Annotated in this window: 17 protein-coding genes; 7 read left to right on the top strand and 10 right to left on the bottom strand. The window is 64.9% G+C overall.

Annotated elements, in window-relative coordinates; all coding sequences use genetic code 11:
* Nucleotides 1-93 precede the first annotated feature (93 nt).
* The 4 genes from ABV408_RS17605 to ABV408_RS17590 all read right to left on the bottom strand — a co-directional run bounded on the left by ABV408_RS17605 (nucleotide 94) and on the right by ABV408_RS17590 (nucleotide 4541).
* Nucleotides 94-309 (bottom strand): DUF1656 domain-containing protein, encoded by a 216-nt coding sequence (locus tag ABV408_RS17605; protein ID WP_110675987.1) that lies wholly within the window; start codon nucleotides 307-309, stop codon nucleotides 94-96.
* Nucleotides 299-2593, bottom strand: a complete 2295-nt coding sequence (locus ABV408_RS17600) for an FUSC family protein (RefSeq protein WP_353980178.1) — start codon at nucleotides 2591-2593, stop codon at nucleotides 299-301. Before ABV408_RS17600 ends, ABV408_RS17605 begins: the two co-directional genes overlap by 11 nt.
* A 223-nt stretch (nucleotides 2594-2816) precedes the next feature.
* A complete protein-coding gene (locus tag ABV408_RS17595; RefSeq protein ID WP_353980177.1) occupies nucleotides 2817-3776 on the bottom strand; it encodes a 2-hydroxyacid dehydrogenase in 960 nt (319 codons plus the stop codon).
* Nucleotides 3777-3785: 9 nt separating this feature from the next.
* On the bottom strand, nucleotides 3786-4541 hold the full coding sequence (locus ABV408_RS17590) for a GntR family transcriptional regulator (protein ID WP_353980176.1): 756 nt from the start codon (nucleotides 4539-4541) through the stop codon (nucleotides 3786-3788).
* A gap of 143 nt (nucleotides 4542-4684) precedes the next feature.
* Between ABV408_RS17590 and dctP the strand changes: the two genes are divergently transcribed.
* Genes dctP through ABV408_RS17560 form a run of 6 tightly spaced genes read left to right on the top strand, consistent with a single transcriptional unit; the run spans nucleotide 4685 to nucleotide 10618 of the window.
* On the top strand, nucleotides 4685-5728 hold the full coding sequence (gene dctP, locus ABV408_RS17585) for a TRAP transporter substrate-binding protein DctP (RefSeq protein ID WP_353980175.1): 1044 nt from the start codon (nucleotides 4685-4687) through the stop codon (nucleotides 5726-5728).
* 34 nt (nucleotides 5729-5762) lie between these two features.
* Nucleotides 5763-6269: a TRAP transporter small permease gene (locus tag ABV408_RS17580; RefSeq protein ID WP_353980174.1), complete on the top strand. Its 507-nt coding sequence runs from the start codon at nucleotides 5763-5765 to the stop codon at nucleotides 6267-6269.
* A complete protein-coding gene (locus ABV408_RS17575; protein ID WP_353980173.1) occupies nucleotides 6266-7573 on the top strand; it encodes a TRAP transporter large permease subunit in 1308 nt (435 codons plus the stop codon). The genes ABV408_RS17580 and ABV408_RS17575 overlap by 4 nt, the downstream gene beginning before the upstream one ends.
* Before the next feature lie 15 nt (nucleotides 7574-7588).
* Complete coding sequence (locus ABV408_RS17570; RefSeq protein ID WP_353980172.1) at nucleotides 7589-8794, top strand: mandelate racemase/muconate lactonizing enzyme family protein; 1206 nt, start codon at nucleotides 7589-7591, stop codon at nucleotides 8792-8794.
* Complete coding sequence (locus ABV408_RS17565) at nucleotides 8791-9558, top strand: SDR family oxidoreductase (RefSeq protein ID WP_353980171.1); 768 nt, start codon at nucleotides 8791-8793, stop codon at nucleotides 9556-9558. The genes ABV408_RS17570 and ABV408_RS17565 overlap by 4 nt, the downstream gene beginning before the upstream one ends.
* Nucleotides 9559-9577: 19 nt before the next feature.
* Nucleotides 9578-10618 carry an L-idonate 5-dehydrogenase gene (locus ABV408_RS17560; RefSeq protein WP_353980170.1) on the top strand — a complete coding sequence of 347 codons (1041 nt, stop codon included), beginning with the start codon at nucleotides 9578-9580 and terminating at the stop codon, nucleotides 10616-10618.
* Nucleotides 10619-10827: 209 nt separating this feature from the next.
* Here the strand turns inward: ABV408_RS17560 and ABV408_RS17555 are convergent, their stop codons facing one another.
* Nucleotides 10828-11457, bottom strand: coding sequence for an OmpW family outer membrane protein (locus tag ABV408_RS17555; protein ID WP_353982253.1), 630 nt, complete (start codon nucleotides 11455-11457; stop codon nucleotides 10828-10830).
* Nucleotides 11458-11729: 272 nt separating this feature from the next.
* Here ABV408_RS17555 and ABV408_RS17550 point away from each other — a divergent pair, with 272 nt between their 5' ends.
* On the top strand, nucleotides 11730-12557 hold the full coding sequence (locus ABV408_RS17550) for a YrhK family protein (protein ID WP_353980169.1): 828 nt from the start codon (nucleotides 11730-11732) through the stop codon (nucleotides 12555-12557).
* Between the two features lie 45 nt (nucleotides 12558-12602).
* On the opposite strand, the gene ABV408_RS17545 is transcribed toward ABV408_RS17550, so the two are convergent.
* From ABV408_RS17545 to katG, 5 genes are all read right to left on the bottom strand, one after another.
* A complete protein-coding gene (locus ABV408_RS17545) occupies nucleotides 12603-13652 on the bottom strand; it encodes a metal ABC transporter substrate-binding protein (protein ID WP_353980168.1) in 1050 nt (349 codons plus the stop codon).
* A gap of 259 nt (nucleotides 13653-13911) precedes the next feature.
* Nucleotides 13912-14796, bottom strand: coding sequence for a metal ABC transporter permease (locus ABV408_RS17540; RefSeq protein ID WP_353980167.1), 885 nt, complete (start codon nucleotides 14794-14796; stop codon nucleotides 13912-13914).
* Nucleotides 14793-15509, bottom strand: coding sequence for a metal ABC transporter ATP-binding protein (locus ABV408_RS17535; protein WP_353980166.1), 717 nt, complete (start codon nucleotides 15507-15509; stop codon nucleotides 14793-14795). Before ABV408_RS17535 ends, ABV408_RS17540 begins: the two co-directional genes overlap by 4 nt.
* Before the next feature lie 2 nt (nucleotides 15510-15511).
* Nucleotides 15512-15658 carry a hypothetical protein gene (locus tag ABV408_RS17530; protein ID WP_207033974.1) on the bottom strand — a complete coding sequence of 49 codons (147 nt, stop codon included), beginning with the start codon at nucleotides 15656-15658 and terminating at the stop codon, nucleotides 15512-15514.
* A 197-nt stretch (nucleotides 15659-15855) separates the two neighbouring features.
* Nucleotides 15856-18144 carry a catalase/peroxidase HPI gene (gene katG / locus ABV408_RS17525; RefSeq protein WP_353980165.1) on the bottom strand — a complete coding sequence of 763 codons (2289 nt, stop codon included), beginning with the start codon at nucleotides 18142-18144 and terminating at the stop codon, nucleotides 15856-15858.
* Nucleotides 18145-18282 lie beyond the last annotated feature (138 nt).

Below are 18282 nucleotides of genomic sequence, written 5' to 3'. Positions count from 1 at the left end.
TGGCGATGTCCATCAAGAGATGTCGTTCAGGCGATGTCTATCGGGTCGGGCGTCATCCGCATCGGTGACGGCGCAAGACTCGCAGCGCGGCGGTCATGGCGCGATCGGTAGCGCGCCGCTGAGCGCAAGCACCGCCCACAGCAGCAGCGCGAAGATCGCGATATCGGCCAGCACCGGTTGCCACAGCCAGTGGTAGAGCCGCCAACGCACGAACAGCCGGCGGATCAGCAGGTAGAGCGCCAGCGCCAGCAGTACCGGCAGCGCCAGCGGGGGCAGCAGAAAGCCGAGGAACGACCACTCAGCGAACATGGGTGTCATCTCCCGTCTCTGGCTCGTCCGAGCCGGTGTCTGTCTCGTTCACGTCAGTGCCTGATTCGTCCGACCCGGTATCTGACTCGTCGCTTTCCGTGTCCGCCTGGCCGGGCTCAGGCTCGCGCGTGGCGGCGCTGTTTACCGTCACGGGATCTTCCTGTGCATCTTCCTTGGTATCGTCCTGTGCACCTTTTTCCTGTGCATCTTTTCCCTGTGCGCCTTCCTGGGCGATGTCCTGCGGCGCCGGCGCCGTGGTGTCGCCCTGTTCCAGCATGACCCCGGGAGCGTCGCGCATCAGATGCCCGAGCATGGCGATCTCGCCGATGCTGGCGATGGGCAGGCGAGTCTCATGGTAGAGCCGCTCGACCCAGGCGATCGCCTCGTCGGCGAGCTGGTGCCAGACTGCCGGGTCGTGGCGCTGGCGCGCCAGCAGGCGGGTGCCGATGCCCGCCAGCCATGTCTCGATCTCTGCGCGATGCGCGCCCAGCTCCGGGCCCAGGCGGCGAATACGCCATACGCACAGGGCCAGGGCGTGGAGGTCGATCGCCTCGCGCAGCGCCGTATCGCTGCCGCCCAGCGCTACCAGGCGGCCGAGGCGGTCATAGAGGCGGCTCTCCAGGCGCGCGCGGCTGGGCTGGTTACGCTCGCCGAGCAGGCGTGCAAGCCCCTGCCAGTAGGCCGCCATCAGCGTACGGATACGCTCGGCGGGTGAACGCTGGCGCATCACCGAGTAGGTGATCATCGCCACCAGGGTGCCGATGATCGAGGCCACCCCGCCGTTGATATAGCGCGCTGGGGCGAAGGTGTAGGTCGAATTGAGGTTGAGCAGGGTCATCATGGTGACGGAGCCGGCCAGGCCGATTGCCGACCAGCGTGGGTGCGGCGTCAGCAGGGTGCCGATGACCACCGGTACCGCCACGGCCAGGGCCAGCAGCGGGAAGCCGTTGATCACCGGCAGTACCAGGAACAGCAGCACGCCGCCCAGGATCACTGCCGCCAGCGACCCCCACAGGAACTGATAGACCACCGCCGCGGGGTTGGGCGCCTTGGCGAACAGCATGGTGAAGACCCCCAGCAGCATCATTGCCAGATAGCCCGAGTGCCAGCCGCTGTGGATCCAGTAGAGCCCCAGCAGCTCGAAGGCGACGAACACGCGCAGGGCGTTGTAGCGTGCCACGAAGTGCTCGTTGTGGGTGGTGCGCGAACGGCGCTTTCGCGGCAGCGTCTCGATCCGCGCCGAATCGGGAGCGGTCAGGGCGTGGCGCAGGCGCTGGCCGTGGTGGAGCAGGTCGAGCACCTCGCCCAGGCGCTGGCGCACCAGCTCGGCACGGGCACGGCTGCGCGGCGAGACTTGCTCGGGATCCCAGTCGAATGGCGCCAGCACCAACGGCTCGCCCGGCGCGGCGGCGGGCTCGGCCGCGGTATGCTCGAGCACCGGCAGGGCCTGGTCGAGTAGCGGCGCCAGCCAGCGCTGGCCGTCGTCGCAGGCGCGCAGGTAGTCCAGTGCGGTCTCCAGCTCGCGGATCGCGGTGATCAGCGCCAGGCTGTCGCTGGCGAAGCGGTCAAGTGCGGGGATGAAGTGGCTCAGTCGCCGGGCCTCCAGGCGGGTCAGCCCGCGCAGCTTCTGGAACTGCTGATAGTGGCCCAGCAGGCGCTTGAACTGGCTGTCGCGCAGCCCCCGCGAGCGCGGCTGCGCCAACACGTCGAGGGTGTCGCGGGCGCCTTCGGTGAGAAACTCGGAGAGCGTCTGCGGCAGCGCGCGGCTGCCGAAGCGCGGGGCGATGGCGATATGCGTCAGCAGCGCACAGCCGATGCCCAGGGCGGTCTCGCTGAAGCGCGCCTGGGCCACATGCCATACCTGATCGACCCCGGTACCGATGGCCGTCAGCGAGACCAGGGTCGCGGTGTAGCCGCTGAGCATCATCACATAGCCGAGATACTCGTCCTGCTCGAGCATCACCCAGTACATGCAGACGGCCAGCCAGGCGCCGGCGAACAGCAGATAGAGCATCGGCTGCTGGCCGAACAGCGAGATCAGCACCAGCCCGACGATGGCCCCGAACAGAGTGCCGAACAGCCGCGCCACGCCGCGCCCGATGATGATACCGATGGGCGGTGTGCCGCCGGTGAACATGACCGGCTGCAAGGTCACGATCATCACCGCCAGGATCGCCCAGGCGGGCTGATAGAGATCCAGGCGCATGGCCAGGAACAGCGCCAGCCAGACGGCGAGCACGGTGCGCAGGGCGAGTAGCCAGTGGTCGGCGGGAATGCGTGTCATGAAAGCACCAGCGCCCGGGCGTGTGCACACGCCCGGGCCAGTCGTCGATGTCTCGGGGAGACGCGAAAAAGTCACCTAACAGTTAGTCTGCGAAGTATCACATCGACTAAGACACATGTCTAGATGCTGTCCGAGAAAGTCGGCGAGCGAGGGCCAGAAGCCACACGAGCGTGTTGAACGTTGTTCAGTTGGGCGTAACGCAAAGTGTCGCGCTGTGTCTCACTCAGGCAATGACGTTGCGCAGCTCCCGGCCGGCGGCCAGGCGATTGATGTTGTCGGCGATCGCGTCCTTGCGGCGTTCGATGGTGCCCTGGGTCCAGCCCGACATGTGTGGGGTCATGATCAGGTTGTCCAGTTCGTGGAAAGGCTGTTCGGCTGGCAAGGGGTGTGGTTCGTCGGCATTCGGATAGCGATACCAGGTGTCGATCACTGCCCCGGCGATGCGTTTCCGGCTCAGGGCCCGATACAGCGCCTCGGCATCGATCACCTCGCCTCGTCCGACGTTGATCACCCTCGCATGCGCCGGCAGGGCGTCGAACGCGGCGTCAGTGACCAGGCCTCGAGTGGCGGGTGTCTGGGGGAGTGCCACGACCAGATCGTCGATATCACGATAGAAGTCCGTCAGCGCATGCAGCGAGTAGGCCGTAGCCACCAGCGGATCGATCACCGGGCTGCGGTTGGCCACATGGACCGTCACGCCCAGCGGCCTGACGATTCGAGCGATGGCCCGACCGATATGGCCAAAGCCCAGAATGCCGAGTGTCCGCCCGGCCAGCTCACCGTGAAACCGGTTGCCCGACTGAAAGGTCCAGTCGCCACGACGCAACTGGCCATCGGCCTGGAAATAGGGAATCTGCGACGTCAGCAGCGCGCCCAGGACGTACTCCGCGATCGGCACGTCGTGGCCGTAGCAATTGCACAGCGTAGCCGTGCCTGGCAGCAGTGCTCGATCCACCGCATCGATGCCCGCGCCAGCCACCTGGAAAAGCCTTGCCCCCGAAGGCTGCGGCTGGTCGCTGGAGAGCCCCGTGGCGACCACCACGTCGGCGCGGGCATAGGCATGCCGATCATGCTCCTCGGTCAGATCGTCCGGCAGGCAGGCCAGCTCGGCGTCGATGTCGAGCCGAGCGCTCAGTCCGTCATGGAATGTGGCGGCATTCTTGCCGTGAAAGACGATTCGCATGGTGGCTCCTTATGGCATGAAGGGCTCGATACTGGCGTCGAGCAGGGACGGGTCCAGCTCCATCTCGAGGCAGGGGAACATGCCCGCAGCGAAATCCATCAGCTCGTCGGACGCCCGGCAGGCGCCATCGAGGTCTTTGGCGAGAATGGCTCGCAGCACCTCCTGATGCAGCGCGATATTGCGATGGATCAGCTCGTCCGTACCGCAGTAGGTCAGGAACAAAAACCCCAGCCGGCGATAGATCGTATGCAGCGGTCGCAGCGTTCTCACCAGAAAGGGTTCGGCAGCCGCGGCGAGAATCAGATCGTCCATACGATGGTCGAGTTCGTTGAAGCTCCTGATGTCATCCGCCGTCAGTGCCGTCTCACGAGCCTCGTTCAATGCCTCCAGCGATTCGTAGAGGCGACGCATTTGGCTGACGTGCAAATGTGATGCCTTCTTGATGGTCCGCTGAATGGCAAAGCGCTCCATGTCCCGGCGCAGATCCAGCAACTCGCGCTCCCTGGCGAGATCGATAGGTGCCACCTTCAGCCCACGCCCGGCCCGCACCTCGACCAGGGTGTCGTCCGACAGCTTGCGAACGGCCTCGACGATCGGCGTCCGCCCCAGCCCCACGCGCTCCTGCACCGCCTGGAGGGTGAGGTACTCGCCCGGTTTGAGTTCCATATGGGTCAACAAGGACTCGATCCGCTCATAGGCTAGCTCGCCCCGGGACAACCCCTTGATTGCCGTCGAGGCGCCCTTGTCTTGGGATGGTGCATTCATCGTCATGCCTCTCACTGTGACTCACCCAAGATATTTTGCGAATTAAACCTTAGTTTCATGGAATTATAAAAAATTGCGCGATATTTTTCTTCTCGAGATAGAACAAGACGGCGAAGCCGCCACGCTCATGACGAGGACGCCCCATGAAGACACTCAGCCGAAGAGACCTGATGAAGTCCACCGGGTCCGGACTATTGGCAGCGGGCCTGCTGCCCGGTGCCGCACGTGCCGCGACCGGACCGGCGGAATACCGTCTGCGCGCCCAGACCAACAAGAGCGAGACCTCGACCCAGGGCCGCATGTACGGCCGTCTGGTGGAGCTTTGTCGGACCCTCTCCGGTGGGCGGCTGCAGATCGATCTGCACTACTCGAACGCCATCGTCGAAGGCGTACAGACATTCGATGCCGCCGCCTCCGGGGTGCTCGACATCGACATGACCGGCGCCAGCTACCTCACCGGCAAGGACCCGGCCTTCCAGTTCATCGGCGACGTCATGGGCGGCTACGAGGACCCCATCCAGTTCCACGCCTGGCTGGACACCCCCCAGGCTCGTGAGATCGTCGATCCGCTCTACGCACGCTACGGGATGTATTGCGTCGGGCTGCTCTGCCCACCGCTGGAGTCACTGAGCTCCACCGTGCCGATTCCCGGCATCGAAGCGCTGAAGGGCTGGAAGTTCCGTTCCCCGCCGGGAATGGAGAGCGAGATCTTCGCCAGCCTGGGGGCCGCCCCGGTAGTCATGCCGTTCGGTGAGGTCTTCACTGCCATGGAGACCGGGGTCGTGAGCGGTGCGGATGCCGGCACCCTGGCCCTCAACCGCTCGCTCGGACTCTACGAGATCTGCAAGTACGCCACCTATCCGGGCTTTCATTCGATGCCCGCCGACCACCTGGCGATCAATCTTGAGGTCTGGAATCGACTGCCCGAGTCGCTGCAATTCGTGATTCGTACCGCGCAACGGGCTATCGCCTTCGACCTGATCAAGAGTGTCACGGTCGCTGATCGGCAGGTGGTGTCGGACCTCGGCGACGAGGTGACCTTCAGCGACTGGTCCGATGAAGACAGGAAGGCATTCCGCCAGGCGGCACTGGATATCTGGAAAGACTGGGCCACACGAAGTCCGGCGGCCGATGCCATGGTGACCAGCCATCTCGCCTTCATGAAGAAGCTCGGCTTGCTCACCTGAACGCGCTTACCGGTCCCCACCGCTGGAGTCTGTTATGTCGAACGACACGTCATGTCATCGTCATGATGACCGTTTCAGTTGGGACAGCCTTCCTGCCTGGCTGTTCATGGTCGTCATCGGGGCAACCACTTACGAGGTCGTGGCTCGCTACTTCTTTCACAGCCCGACGATCTGGGCCAACGAGCTCTCGCTTTACGTCTGCGCTATCGCCTACATCTACGCGGGCGGCTATGTCATGCGTCGTGATGCTCACCTGCGCATTTCGATTCTCTATGACCTGGCGCCTCCCCGTCTCAAGCGCTGGCTCGACATCATTCAGTGCCTGTTCATCGTGGGCTTCAGTCTCGCCATCGGCGTCTCCGGGGCGCCCGAGGCCTGGCAGGCCTTCATACACACCGAGCGCTTCGGCACCGCCTGGAACGCACCGATTCCGATGACGGTCAAGCCGCTGCTGGTGCTGTGTGGTCTGACCATGGCGGTGCTGGCGATCGCGAATCTGCGGCGTCGCCTGCGTGACAGCGACCAGGAGGTGCGGTCATGACGATAGCGGTCTTTTCAGCGGTTCTACTGGTCGCGCTCTTCGCGGCCATGGCCATCGGCGTCCCCCTGGGATTCGCCGCCGGCGGCGTCGCCGCACTGTTGGCCGTGGTTCATTTCGGCATCGATGTCCTGCCGCTGGCGATGGAGAAAGTCTACGGCATGGCGATCAACTACTCTTTCGCCGCTGTGCCACTTTTCATCTTGATGTCGTCGCTGCTGGAACGCTCATCGATCGCTCGAGATCTCTACGATGCGCTGCAGCAGATGGTCGGCTCCGTGCGCGGCGGCGTCGCTCTGGTCACGCTGATCATCGCCGTCGTCCTCGCCGCGATGAGCGGCATCATCGGCGGCGAGATAGTGATGCTCGGGCTGGTGGCGCTACCGCAGATGCTGCGCCTGAACTACGACCGCAACATGGCCATCGGCGTCATCGTGGCCGGTGGTTCACTGGGCACGATGATTCCGCCGAGTATCGTCATGATCATTTTCGGTCTGGTAGGCGGGGTCAGCATTCAGAAGCTGTTCGCCGCGACAGTGATTCCCGGGCTGATCCTGGCGCTGAGCTATATCGCCTATGTTGTCATCCGCTGCTGGCTGAATCCGTCCCTGGCGCCGGTCAAGGCCGCGGAGCCGGACAAGTCGGACATGACGCCGGGTCGCCTCTTCAAGAGCCTCGTGCCGCCGCTGTTGCTGATCGTCCTGATTCTGGGCTGCATCTATGGCGGCGTGACCTCGATCACCGAAGCGGCCTGCATGGGGGTCGTCGGAACCCTGGTCTTCATCGTGCTACGCGGTGAACTGTCACTGTCGCTGCTGCATCAGAGCCTGACCCAGACGTTGCGCTCGGTGGGGGTACTGCTGTGGGTGACGTTCGGTGTGGCGGTGCTGATCAGCGTCTACAACCTGGCCGACGGTCGCGAGTTCGTCAATTCGCTGCTCCTCGACGCCGGGCTGTCGCCGATGATGACGATTGTCTTGATGCTCGCGATCTTCCTCGTCCTGGGCTGCTTCATGGACTGGATCGGTATCGTCTTGCTGACCATTCCGATCTTCATTCCCATCGTCAATGAACTCGGCTACAGCCCGGTCTGGTTCGGCGTGCTGTTCTGCATCGCCATGCAGATCGCCTTTCTCTCGCCGCCCTTCGGCTCCGCCGCCTTCTACCTGATAAGTGTGGCTCCCGAGGGCATCGGCCTGATGGATATCTACAAATCCGTGGGACCTTTCATGGCCATTCAACTGGCCGTGCTGCTACTGGTCCTGTTCCTCCCCGACCTGGCGCTTTGGCTGCCTGGCCTGAATTGATACTTGGAGATGCCGGTGAAGATAACCGCGATAGAAACGCTCATTGCGCGAGAGTTCGAGAACGTAATCTGGGTGCGCATTCATACCGACGAAGGGACGATCGGGCTCGGCGAAACCTTCTATGGGGCGGGCAGCGTTGCGGCCCATATCCATGACACTCTGTCGCCGCGCCTGCTGGGTCGCAACCCGTTGGACATCGAGGCGCTGCACCGTGACATGACGGCCTTGCCACTCGCCCATGCCTCGACCGGTGCCGAATCGCGCGCGGTGTCGGCTATCGACATCGCGCTGTGGGACCTGCTGGGCAAGGTCTGCAACCAGCCGGTGCACCAGATGCTGGGCGGGCTGTGCCGGCCCAAGCTGAGGATCTACAACACCTGTGCCGGCTACGGCTATGTGCGCAATCGTGACATCCGCCCGGTCAACAACTGGAATCTCGGCGCCCAGGAGGGACCCTTCGAGGATCTCGATGCGTTCATGACCGACGCCGGCGCCCTGGCCGAGAACCTGCTGGAAAACGGCATCTCGGCGATGAAGATCTGGCCCTTCGACCCCATCGCGCGCGAAACCGGCGGCCTGGATATCAGCGCGGCACAGATGAAGCGCGCGCTTACCCCCTTCGAGCAGATACGCCAGCGTGTCGGTGACGCCATGGATATCATGGTGGAGTTCCATTCCCAGTGGAATCTGACCAGCGCAAAGCGCATCGCCAACGCCCTGGAACCCTACAATCCGTACTGGTTCGAGGACCCGATCAAGATGACCTCGACGGCGGCCCTGGGCGAGTACGCGCGCTCGACCCACGTGCCGGTCTGCGGCAGCGAAACGCTCGGCTCGCGCTGGCCCTACAAGGAAATGCTCGACCAGGACGCCCTCGGCGTGGTGATGGTCGACCTGTGCTGGACGGGCGGGCTCACCGAAGGTCGCAAGATCGCCTCGCTGGCCGAGACCTATCACAAGCCGTTCGCCCCTCACGACTGCATCGGGCCGATCGGCTTCGCCGCCGCGATACACATGTCGTTCAGCCAGCCCAACACCCTGATCCAGGAGTCGGTGCGCGCCTTCTACCGAGGCTGGTACCGGGAACTGGTGACACGCGTGCCGACCATCGAGGACGGTTACGTCTACCCCATGGAAGGGCCGGGGCTCGGCGTTGAGCTGTTGCCCGAGGTCTTCGAGCGTTCTGATCTGAGCGTACGTCGCAGTGAGGAGGCAGCATGACAGCGTTGTTCGATTTGACGGGCAAGACCGCACTGGTGACCGGTTCATCAGGCGGCCTGGGATTGGCCATGGCCCGCGGTCTGGCCGAGGCCGGCGCCGAAGTGATCCTGCACGGCAGGCATCAGGCAAAACTGGACCAGGCCGTCGGCGAGTTGCGCGCCGCCGGCCTGGCGGCCGACTCGGCCGCGTTCGACGTCACCTCGGAAGCCTCGATCGAGGCGGCCTTCGCCGCCTTCGACGAGGCGCAGTGCCACATCGACATTCTGGTCAACAATGCCGGCATGCAGTGGCGCCAACCGATGACCGAACTGGCTCTGGAAGACTGGCAAAAGGTCATCGACACCAATCTGACCAGTGCCTTTCTGATGGGCAAGCAGGCTGCACGCCGGATGATCGCCCGTGGCGACGGCGGCAAGATCGTCAATATCGGCTCGTTGACCAGTCAGGTGGCGCGGGCCACCGTCGCGCCCTATACCGCCGCCAAGGGCGGGATTCGCCTGCTGACCTGTTCGATGGCGGCCGAGTGGGCGCCCCACGGCATCCAGGCCAACGCCATCGGCCCCGGCTACATGCTCACCGAGATGACCCAACCGTTGGCCGACGATCCCGAGTTCGATGGCTGGGTTCGCAAGCGCTCGCCTGCCGGACGCTGGGGAACGCCCGAGGACCTGGCCGGCACCGTGGTCTATCTGGCGTCACCGGCCTCGAGTTACGTCAACGGTCAGATCATCTATGTCGACGGTGGCATGCTGGCTGTGCTGTGAATACCGGAGGGGAGACGGCATGAACACGACACACGCGGTGGTCGCCCATGGACCCCATGATCTGCGCATCGACGAACTGGCGTGCGAGACACCGGGGCTAGACGAGGTCCTCGTCAGGGTCGCGGCGGGCGGTATCTGCGGCTCGGACCTGCATTACTATCACGACGGCGGCTTTGGCGACGTGCGCCTCAAGGAGCCACTGACGCTGGGGCACGAGGCCGCCGGCTTCATCGCCGCGGTCGGCGAGGGTATCGATGCTTCGCTCCAGGGGCGGCTGGTGGCCATCAACCCCATTCGCCCTTGTCAGCAGTGCCGTTACTGCCTGCGGGGCTGGCAGAACCACTGCACCGACATGGTCTTCAGCGGCTCGGCGATGCGCTTTCCCCATGCTCAGGGCATCTTCCGCCAGCAACTGATCGTGCCGCTGGCGCAGTGTGTCTTTCCCGCCGCGGACGTCACTGCCGGCGAGGCGGCCCTGGCCGAACCCTTCGCGGTGGCTCTGCACGCGGTGCGACAGGCCGGGGATGTCTTCGGCAAGCGCGTGCTGGTGACCGGCGCGGGGCCGATCGGCGCGCTGACCGTGGCCGCGGTGCGAATGGCCGGCGCGGTCAGCATCACCGTCACCGACGTGGCGGACTTCCCGCTGGAGCAGGCCCGTCTGATGGGGGCCGACGAGACGATCAACGTCACGCGGGGCGATGTTCTGGAGCAGGCCGTCGCCGAGCATGGCGGGTTCGACATCGCCTTCGAGGCCTCGGGGGTGCCGGCCGCCCAGCTCCAGGCGCTGCGGGCGTTGGCACCCCGCGGCACCCTGATCACCATCGGCCTGGGCCAGGAGGCGACACTGCCGATGGCGCTGATCTGTGCCCGTGAGCTCACCGTTCGCGGCACTTTCCGCTTCCATGAGGAATTCGCGCTGGCCGTGAGCAAGCTCCCCGAACAGCGCGAAGCGCTCGGTCATGTGCTGACCGCCACGCTCGACTACACCCGGGCTAGCGAGGCATTCGACCTCGCATCGGATCGCAATCGCGCGCTCAAGGTGCAATTGCGTTTCGACTGAACTCCACGGCACATGCCAGGGGCCAGGCGGCGCGTGGCGTGCCGGCGTCAGCCCTTTGCAGCGACATCCCGGCGGCCTCTTGGCTCGCGCCGCCCACTGGGGCAGACGAAAAAAAGGCCACCTCGCGGGTGGCCAAGGAGAGAGTGGGAGCTCCCTGAGAAGATCGGACCGCCGGCGCTGATGGCCGGGCGGCTGGAAAACGTGGTTGCTTAGAAGCGGTAGCCGAGGCCCGCCATGACCACCCAAGGGTCGATATGCAGGGTGGTGTCGTAGGACTGACCGCCGACCTTGGCGGTGGCGTCGGAGTCGATATCCAGATACCAGGCGGCGGCATTGAGCGACCAGTGGTCGTCGACCAGCAGATCGACCCCCAACTGCCCGGCGGCACCCCAGGAGTCGTCCAGGTCGAGACTGGCGCCGGGCACGTCGATCTTTTCGTCGGAAAAGTGGGTGTAGTTGAGCCCCGCGCCGACATAGGGCTGGACCCAGGCATCGGTGCCGCCGAGCGGGTAGTACTGCAGCGTCAGGGTCGGCGGCAGGTGCTTGATCGAGGCGCCTTCGCTGCCGTTCAGGTTGATATCGTGCTTGAACGGCGCAGCCGCCAGCAGTTCCACCCCGAAGTTGTCATGAAAGCGGTAGCCCAGGGTAAAGGCGAAGTCGCTCTTGTCCTGGACGTCGACATCGATGTCCAGGGCATCGAAGCGACCGTTGTCGTCCTTGGGCGAGACCTTGGCCACACCGAAGTGGGTGAACCAGTCGCCGGCGCCATAGGCGAGTGCGGCGCTGCTCGGCAGTGCGGTAGCCACGGCGACGGCGGCGAGACAGAGATGACGAGTCATTGCGTTCATTAGCGTTCCCTTGTGCGATCCACAGGCACAGGTTACGCGGCAAAGACCCTAGAGGTAATGTGGTTATTTGTCGCAAAAGCAAACTTAGCCATCGCGCCGAACGCTGAATCTATGCGAGCCATCTTTCGCGGTACGTGAGGGGCACACCGCCGCCGTTGCGAGAAGGTAGCCCCGGCACGGCATGGAGTGACCGCCGGCGCGTGCATTGTTACCATCCCGAGCTGCGGGTGCACGCTTTGCCTGCGACGTGAAAGGATGCGCCCGTGCCTCACTTGTTCACCAATCGCGCCAAGCTGTCCGACCTGACCCGCACGACTCCCGATCTGCGGGACGATTTCCGCTGGGAAACTGCCAATGCGATCCTCTACAAGGCCGGCGGTTTTCTGTTTATCGTCGGCAGCATCTTCTTCTTTCCGCGCTTCGAGGCCTATCAGAATATTGGTGCGTGGATCTTCTTCGTCGGTTCGCTGTTGTATCTGGTGGTGACCGGGCACGACATGCTCGAGGTGCGCAAGTTCTGGCTGCAGAGCCCCCAGTCTCATCACGCCCTCAACCGGCGCTTCGAGCTGATCGCCGCCAGCGGCTATCTGGCGGGTACGCTGCTGTTCACCGTGGGCAGTCTGTTCTTTCTCAGCTGGTGGGGGTGGTTCATCGCTGGGGCTTGGTGCTTCGTCATCGGCTCGTTGCTGTTCGTGCTGGCCGCGAGCGTCAACGTATTGCAGATCGTCCAGGCGCCGTCGTTGCTATCCATGCAGATGACCAACTTGACGGCGGTCGCCTTCGTGGTCGGTTCGGTACTGTTTGCGGTCGCCTCGATACCCTATCTGTGGACCTTCGATGATCTAGAGAGCAAGCAGCGGCTGTTCACCTTCCTGGCCTGGCAGTACCTGATCGGGAGCCTGCTGTTCTTTCTCGGCGGTGTTTCCAATTACTACCGCGCCTATCTGCTCATCTGCCGATTTCGTGATGGTGAGAGCCGGCATGCCGACGACGATGCCCGGCTCATGGCGTATCTACACGGCGAGATCAGTGGCACGGAATTTCGCCGTGCCTGGCGTAACGAGGGGCTGTCGTCACGGGATCGTCCTTGAGCCCGTAGCGGAACGCTTCGCCGGCACCTCGGCACTGGCGCTGCTTCAGTCCCTGGCGGGCGCCGTGAGTGCGTCCACCAGGGTATCCACGTTGTGGCGGAACATGCCCAGGTAGGTGCTGCCTTCACCGTCCGGGGTCAGCGCATCGGCGTAGAGGGTGCCGCCGATGGCGATCCCGGTCTCCTGATGTAGCTGTTGCACCAGCGCCGGGTTGCTCATGTTCTCCAGGAACAGCGCCTTGGCGTGGTTCTGCTCGATCTGCTGGATCAGCTGAGCCAGGTCGCTGGCGCTGGGTTCGGCCAGGGTGTTGAGCCCCACCGGTGCGAGCAGCTTCAGACCGTAGGCGTGGGCGAAGTAGCCGAAGGCATCGTGGCTGGTGATGATCAGCCGGTCGGCCTCGGGGATCTTGGCCAGACGCTCGCGGGTTTCGGTGTCGAGCACTTTCATCTTGTCGATATAGCGCTCGGCGTTCTGGCGGTAGTCATCGGCGTGGCTGGGGTCGACCTCGATCAGGCCGTCGCGGATATTGCGCGCGTACTGCTCGCCGTTGCGCAGATCCTGCCAGGCATGAGGGTCGAGATTGCTGTGGTGATGATGGCCGGCCCCGGCATGCTCGTGATCGGCGTCGCCATGGTCATGATCGGCATCGCCGTGGTCATGATCGGCGTCGCCGTGGTCATGGCCGTGATCGTGATCGTCGTCATCCGCGACTTCCTCGTCGTGGTGGCCGTCGAACGCCAGCGGCTGGATGCCGCGGCTTGCTACCACCACCTCGCCCTGATAGCCACTGGCCTCGATCAGGCGATCGATCCAGCCTTCGAACTGCAGGCCATTGACCACCACCAGATCGGCGCCGGCCAGTGACTGGGCATCAGAGGGCTTGGGCGAGAAAGCGTGGGCGTCGCCGTTGGGGCCGACCAGCGAGGTCACCGCGACGTGATCACCGCCGATGGTCGAGACCATGTCGTCGAGGATGCTGAAGCTGGTGACCACCTTGAGCGGCTCGTCGGCGTGGGCCGGGCCGAGCAGGGCCAGGCCCAGGGCGCCGGCGATCAGACCCTGGCGCAGGGTGGCTGAGAGCGAGAGACGGGACATCGCGAATTCCTCCTTCGGTTGCGCGGCAGAGACCGCAGTGACGTAACGACAAGCGCGGCGTGACGCCGAATGGACCTAGGCTCTGTACGAAAACTACCTGCGCTCGGCAATACGGCGTTAAAAATCGTCTGGAGCGCCAGCCCGGTCAAAAATGCTCATTTACACCTCGTAAACTCCGCGTTTTCGCCGATTTTTGCCTTGTCTTGCCTTCGCTCGCTGACTTTTCGTACAAACCCTAATGGCTGCCGGACGCGCCGGCTCAGCCGTGTGCATCCGGCGGCAGAATCGGTTGTACCCGTCGGCGCCAGCGTGCGAACACGCTGTGGTAGCGGCCGAACAGCGCGGAGAGCAGATAGATCGCCCCCGCCAGCAGAATGATGCAGGGCCCCGAGGGCAGGCCGGCGTGGTACGACAGCAGTAGCCCACCGACGCTGGCGAACATGCCGATCGCGATCGCCAGCCCCATCAGCCCTTCGAGGCGCTTCGACCAGAAGCGCGCCGCGGTGGCCGGCAGCATCATCAGCCCCACCGCCATCAACGTGCCCAGGGTCTGAAAGCCGGCGGTGAGGTTGAGCACCATCAGCCCCAGGAAGAGCCCGTGCACCGCGCCGCCGCGAATTCCCTGGCCGCGCAGGAACAGCGGGTCGAGACACTCGACCACCAGGATGCGGAAGATCGCCGCGAGCACCACCAGGGTGGCGCTAGAGACGCCCACGATCAGCCACAGCGCGGTGGTATCGACGGCCAGGATCGAGCCGAACAGCACATGGGTGAGATCGACACTGCTGCCACGCAGCGAGATCAGCATCACCCCGGCGGCCAGCGAGATCAGATAGAAACTGGCGATCGCCGAGTCCTCGCGGTGTCCGGTCAGGCGCGAGACGCTACCGGCCAGCCCGGCCACCAGCAGCCCGGCGGCCAGCCCGCCCAGACTCATCGCGGGTAGCGAGAAGCCGGCGAGGAGAAAGCCCACCGCCACTCCGGGCAGCACCGCGTGGGCCATGGCGTCGCCTACCAGGCTCATGCCGCGCAGGGTGAGAAACACGCCCAGCGGTGGCGCCACCAGCGATAGCGCCAGCCCGGCCACCAGCGCGCGGCGCATGAAGCCGAAGTCGAGCAGTGGAGAAATCAACCAGTCGATCATGACGCCGGCCCCTGAGCGGCCGCGGCCGCCGCCACGGGCTGGCCGCTGGGCGTCCAGGTCATGGTTTGTGGCGTGTACCAGTGACCGTGACCGCGGTCGAGATGCAGCACCCGGTCGGCCAGGCGACGTAGCTGGTCGTGGTCGTGCAGCACGATGATCACCGACACCCCCTCGGCGGCCATGTCGCGCAGGGTCTGGATCAGTAGCTCGACGGTCGCCGCGTCGACATTGGCGAAGGGCTCATCGAGCAGCAGCAGCCGGGCTTCCTGCATCAGCGTGCGGCCGAGCAGGGCGCGCTGGCGCTGGCCACCGGAGAGCTCGCCCAGCGGGCGGTGCTCCAATGCCTGCAGCCCCAGGCGCTGCATCACCGCCTGGCCGCGGCGATACTCCGCCGGGCCGTAGCGGCGGAAGCTGCCGTGGGTGGGCCAGCAGCCGCTCATCACCAGCTCTTCGACGCTCATGGGGAAGGAGAGATCCAGTGCCAGCTGCTGTGGCAGCCAGGCGCGGCGGGCGTTGGGCACCTGGCACAGCACGCGTCCGCGCAGCGGCCGCAGCACGCCCATGATGCCCTGCACCAGAGTGCTCTTGCCGGCGCCGTTGGGGCCGACCAGGGCGGTGATGCTGCCGGCATCGAACCCGCCGCTGAGGTCTTCCAGCACCAGGCGATTACCCTGGGCCAGCGAGAGCGATTCGAGGGTCAGAATGGCGGCCATGCTCAGCCCAGCATCCCGACGGACCACGCCGCCGCCAGCCACAGCACGGCCAGCGGCAGCAGGGTGAGCAGCATGCGGCGTCCGGCGCCGAGCGACATCAGCGAAAAATGGCAGGGCCCATCCGGGCGGTGGCGGTGACGATGCGACATGAAACGACCTCTTGGATAGGTCGTGAAGGTTATATTATAACAAAATCGCTGCCAAGGAGAATTAGTGCGCAATGGCGACGTTGGCGGGCAGAAAAACGACTCGACGCCCCAGTAGGGCGCCGAGTCGTCGATGCGTGAGCCTGCGAGGCATTACACGTGGCGATCCAGCGGCTGAGGCCGGATCGCTGCCGTGCGTCTCAGACGTCGAAGCGGTCGTGCATCATCACCTTGTGCCACGCCTTGGCGAAGTCCTTGACCAGCTTCTCGTGGCCACCCTTCTGGGCGTAGAACTCGGCCAGCTGGCGCAGTTGGGCGTTGGCGCCGAAGATCAGATCGCAGCGGGTCGCCTTGAACTTCGTCTCGCCGGTGTGGCGGTCGTCGAGGGTGAACGTCAGCCCTTCGGCGTCGACCTTGTTCCACGCGAAGTCCGGCGAGGTCAGGTTGACGAAGAAGTCGTTGGTCAGCACGCCCGGGCGGTCGGTGAACACGCCGTGCTCCCGGTAGGCGCCCTTGGCGTTGACGTCGAGTACCCGCAGGCCGCCGACCAGTGCGGTCCACTCCGGCGCGGAGAGGCCGAGCAGGGCCGCGCGGTCGAGGAAGATCTGCTCCGGCGAGACGTTGTAGCGGATATCGTCGCGATGGAAGTTGCGGAAGCCATCGGAGACCGGCTCGAGCCAGCGGAAGGTCTGCTCGTCGGTCTGCTCGGCGGTGGCGTCGTTGCGCCCCGGGGTGAACGGCACCTCGAGTGTGACGCCGGCATCCTGGGCCGCTTTCTCCACCGCGGCACAGCCACCGAGCACGATCAGGTCGGCCAGCGAGACCTTCTTGTTGCCGCTCTGGGCGCCGTCGAAGTCACGCTTGATGCCTTCCAGCACGCCGAGCACGTGGGCCAGGTCGTCGGGGTTGTTGACCGGCCAATCCTTCATCGGTGCCAGGCGGATACGCGCGCCGTCGGCGCCGCCGCGCTTGTCTGAGGTGCGGAAGGTGGAGGCGGCGCCCCAGGCGACCGCGGCGAGCTGGGAGACGCTGACGTCGGCATCCAGAATCTTGGCCTTGAGTTCGGCGATGTCACGGCTGTCGACCAGTTCGAAGTCGACCGCGGGGATCGGGTCCTGCCAGATCAGATCCTCCTGCGGCACTTCCGGGCCCAGATAGCGCGCCTTGGGGCCCATGTCGCGGTGGGTCAGCTTGTACCAGGCGCGGGCGAAGGCGTCGGTGAAGTAGTCGAAGTCGTCGAGAAACTTCTCGCAGATCTTGCGATAGGCCGGGTCGACCTTGAGCGCGATGTCGGAGGTCATCATCATCAGCGGATGATCGACGCCTTCGAGGTGGGCGTCCGGCGTACGCGGGGCGTTCTTGTCCACCGGGGTCCACTGCAGCGCGCCGGCGGGGCTGCGGGTCTGCTCCCACTCGAACTTGAACAGGTTCTCGAGGTAGCTGTTGTCCCACTGGGTCGGGTTCTGGGTCCAAGAGCCCTCGATTCCGTTGGTCATGGTGTCTTCGGCGTTACCCTTGCCGCGCGGGTTGTGCCAGCCCAGGCCCTGGGACTCCATCGGCGCGCCTTCCGGGGCGAAGCCGATCTGGTCCGGCGGGGTCATGCCGTGGGACTTGCCGAAGGCGTGGCCGCCGGCGATCAGCGCCACGGTCTCTTCGTCGTTCATCGCCATGCGGCCGAAGGTGATGCGGATATCGGCGGCGGAGTCCTCGGGGATGCCCTTCTTGGCCGAGCCTTCCGGGTCGACGTAGATCAGGTTGGAGTTGGAGGCGGCCAGCGGCGCTTCGAGATCGTAGTCGTCGTCGCCCGCTTCACCGGTCCAGCGCAGGTCGCGGTTGACCATCTGATCCGGGTGGCCTTCGAACGGGCCGCGCGGGGCGTCCTCGATCTTCTTGCCGTACCACGCCTCCGGCCCCCAGTAGGTCAGGTTGTCCGGCTCCCAGGCGTCGATGCGCCCACCGGCGAAGCCATAGGTGGGAAAGCCCATCACTTCCAGCGAGCAGTTGCCGGTGAGCACGATCAGGTCGGCCCAGGAGAGCGCGGCGCCGTACTTCTGCTTGATCGGCCATAGCAGACGCCGCGACTTGTCGACATTGCCGTTGTCCCACCAGCTGTTGATCGGGGCGAAGCGCTGCATCGCTTCGCCGGCGCCGCCGCGGCCGTCGGCGATACGGTAGGTACCGGCGGAGTGCCACGCCATGCGAATCATCTGCGGGCCGTAGTTGCCGTAGTCCGACGGCCACCAGTCCACCGAGGAGGTGAGCAGCGCCTTGATGTCCTGCTTGACCGCGGCCAGGTCGAGCTCGCTGAAGGCCTTGGCGTAATCGAAGTCAGGGTCTTCGGGGTTGGCCTGGGGCGCGTTCTGATGCAGCAGCTCGACCTTGAGGCGATTGGGCCACCACTGATCGGTGGTGGGTTCGGAGCCGGCGACGCCGCCCACGGTATCGCCAGCGAAAGGGCACTTGCCGCCGATCTTGATCTCTTCACTCATGCTGTCCGTCCTTAAACGCTACTGTGTCGACTTCCGATATCTTCCCGGCACCGCGATGACGACGCGGCGAGACGATATCGCAAAGCGTCGGAGCGGCACTGCGCCCAGCCGCTCGCGTCTCGGCGTCGTCGCCGAATC

The organism is Salinicola endophyticus (assembly GCF_040536835.1).
Classification (GTDB): domain Bacteria; phylum Pseudomonadota; class Gammaproteobacteria; order Pseudomonadales; family Halomonadaceae; genus Salinicola; species Salinicola endophyticus_A.
Note: the sequence above shows the minus strand (reverse complement) of the source record. Positions and strands in the feature narration are given on the sequence as shown.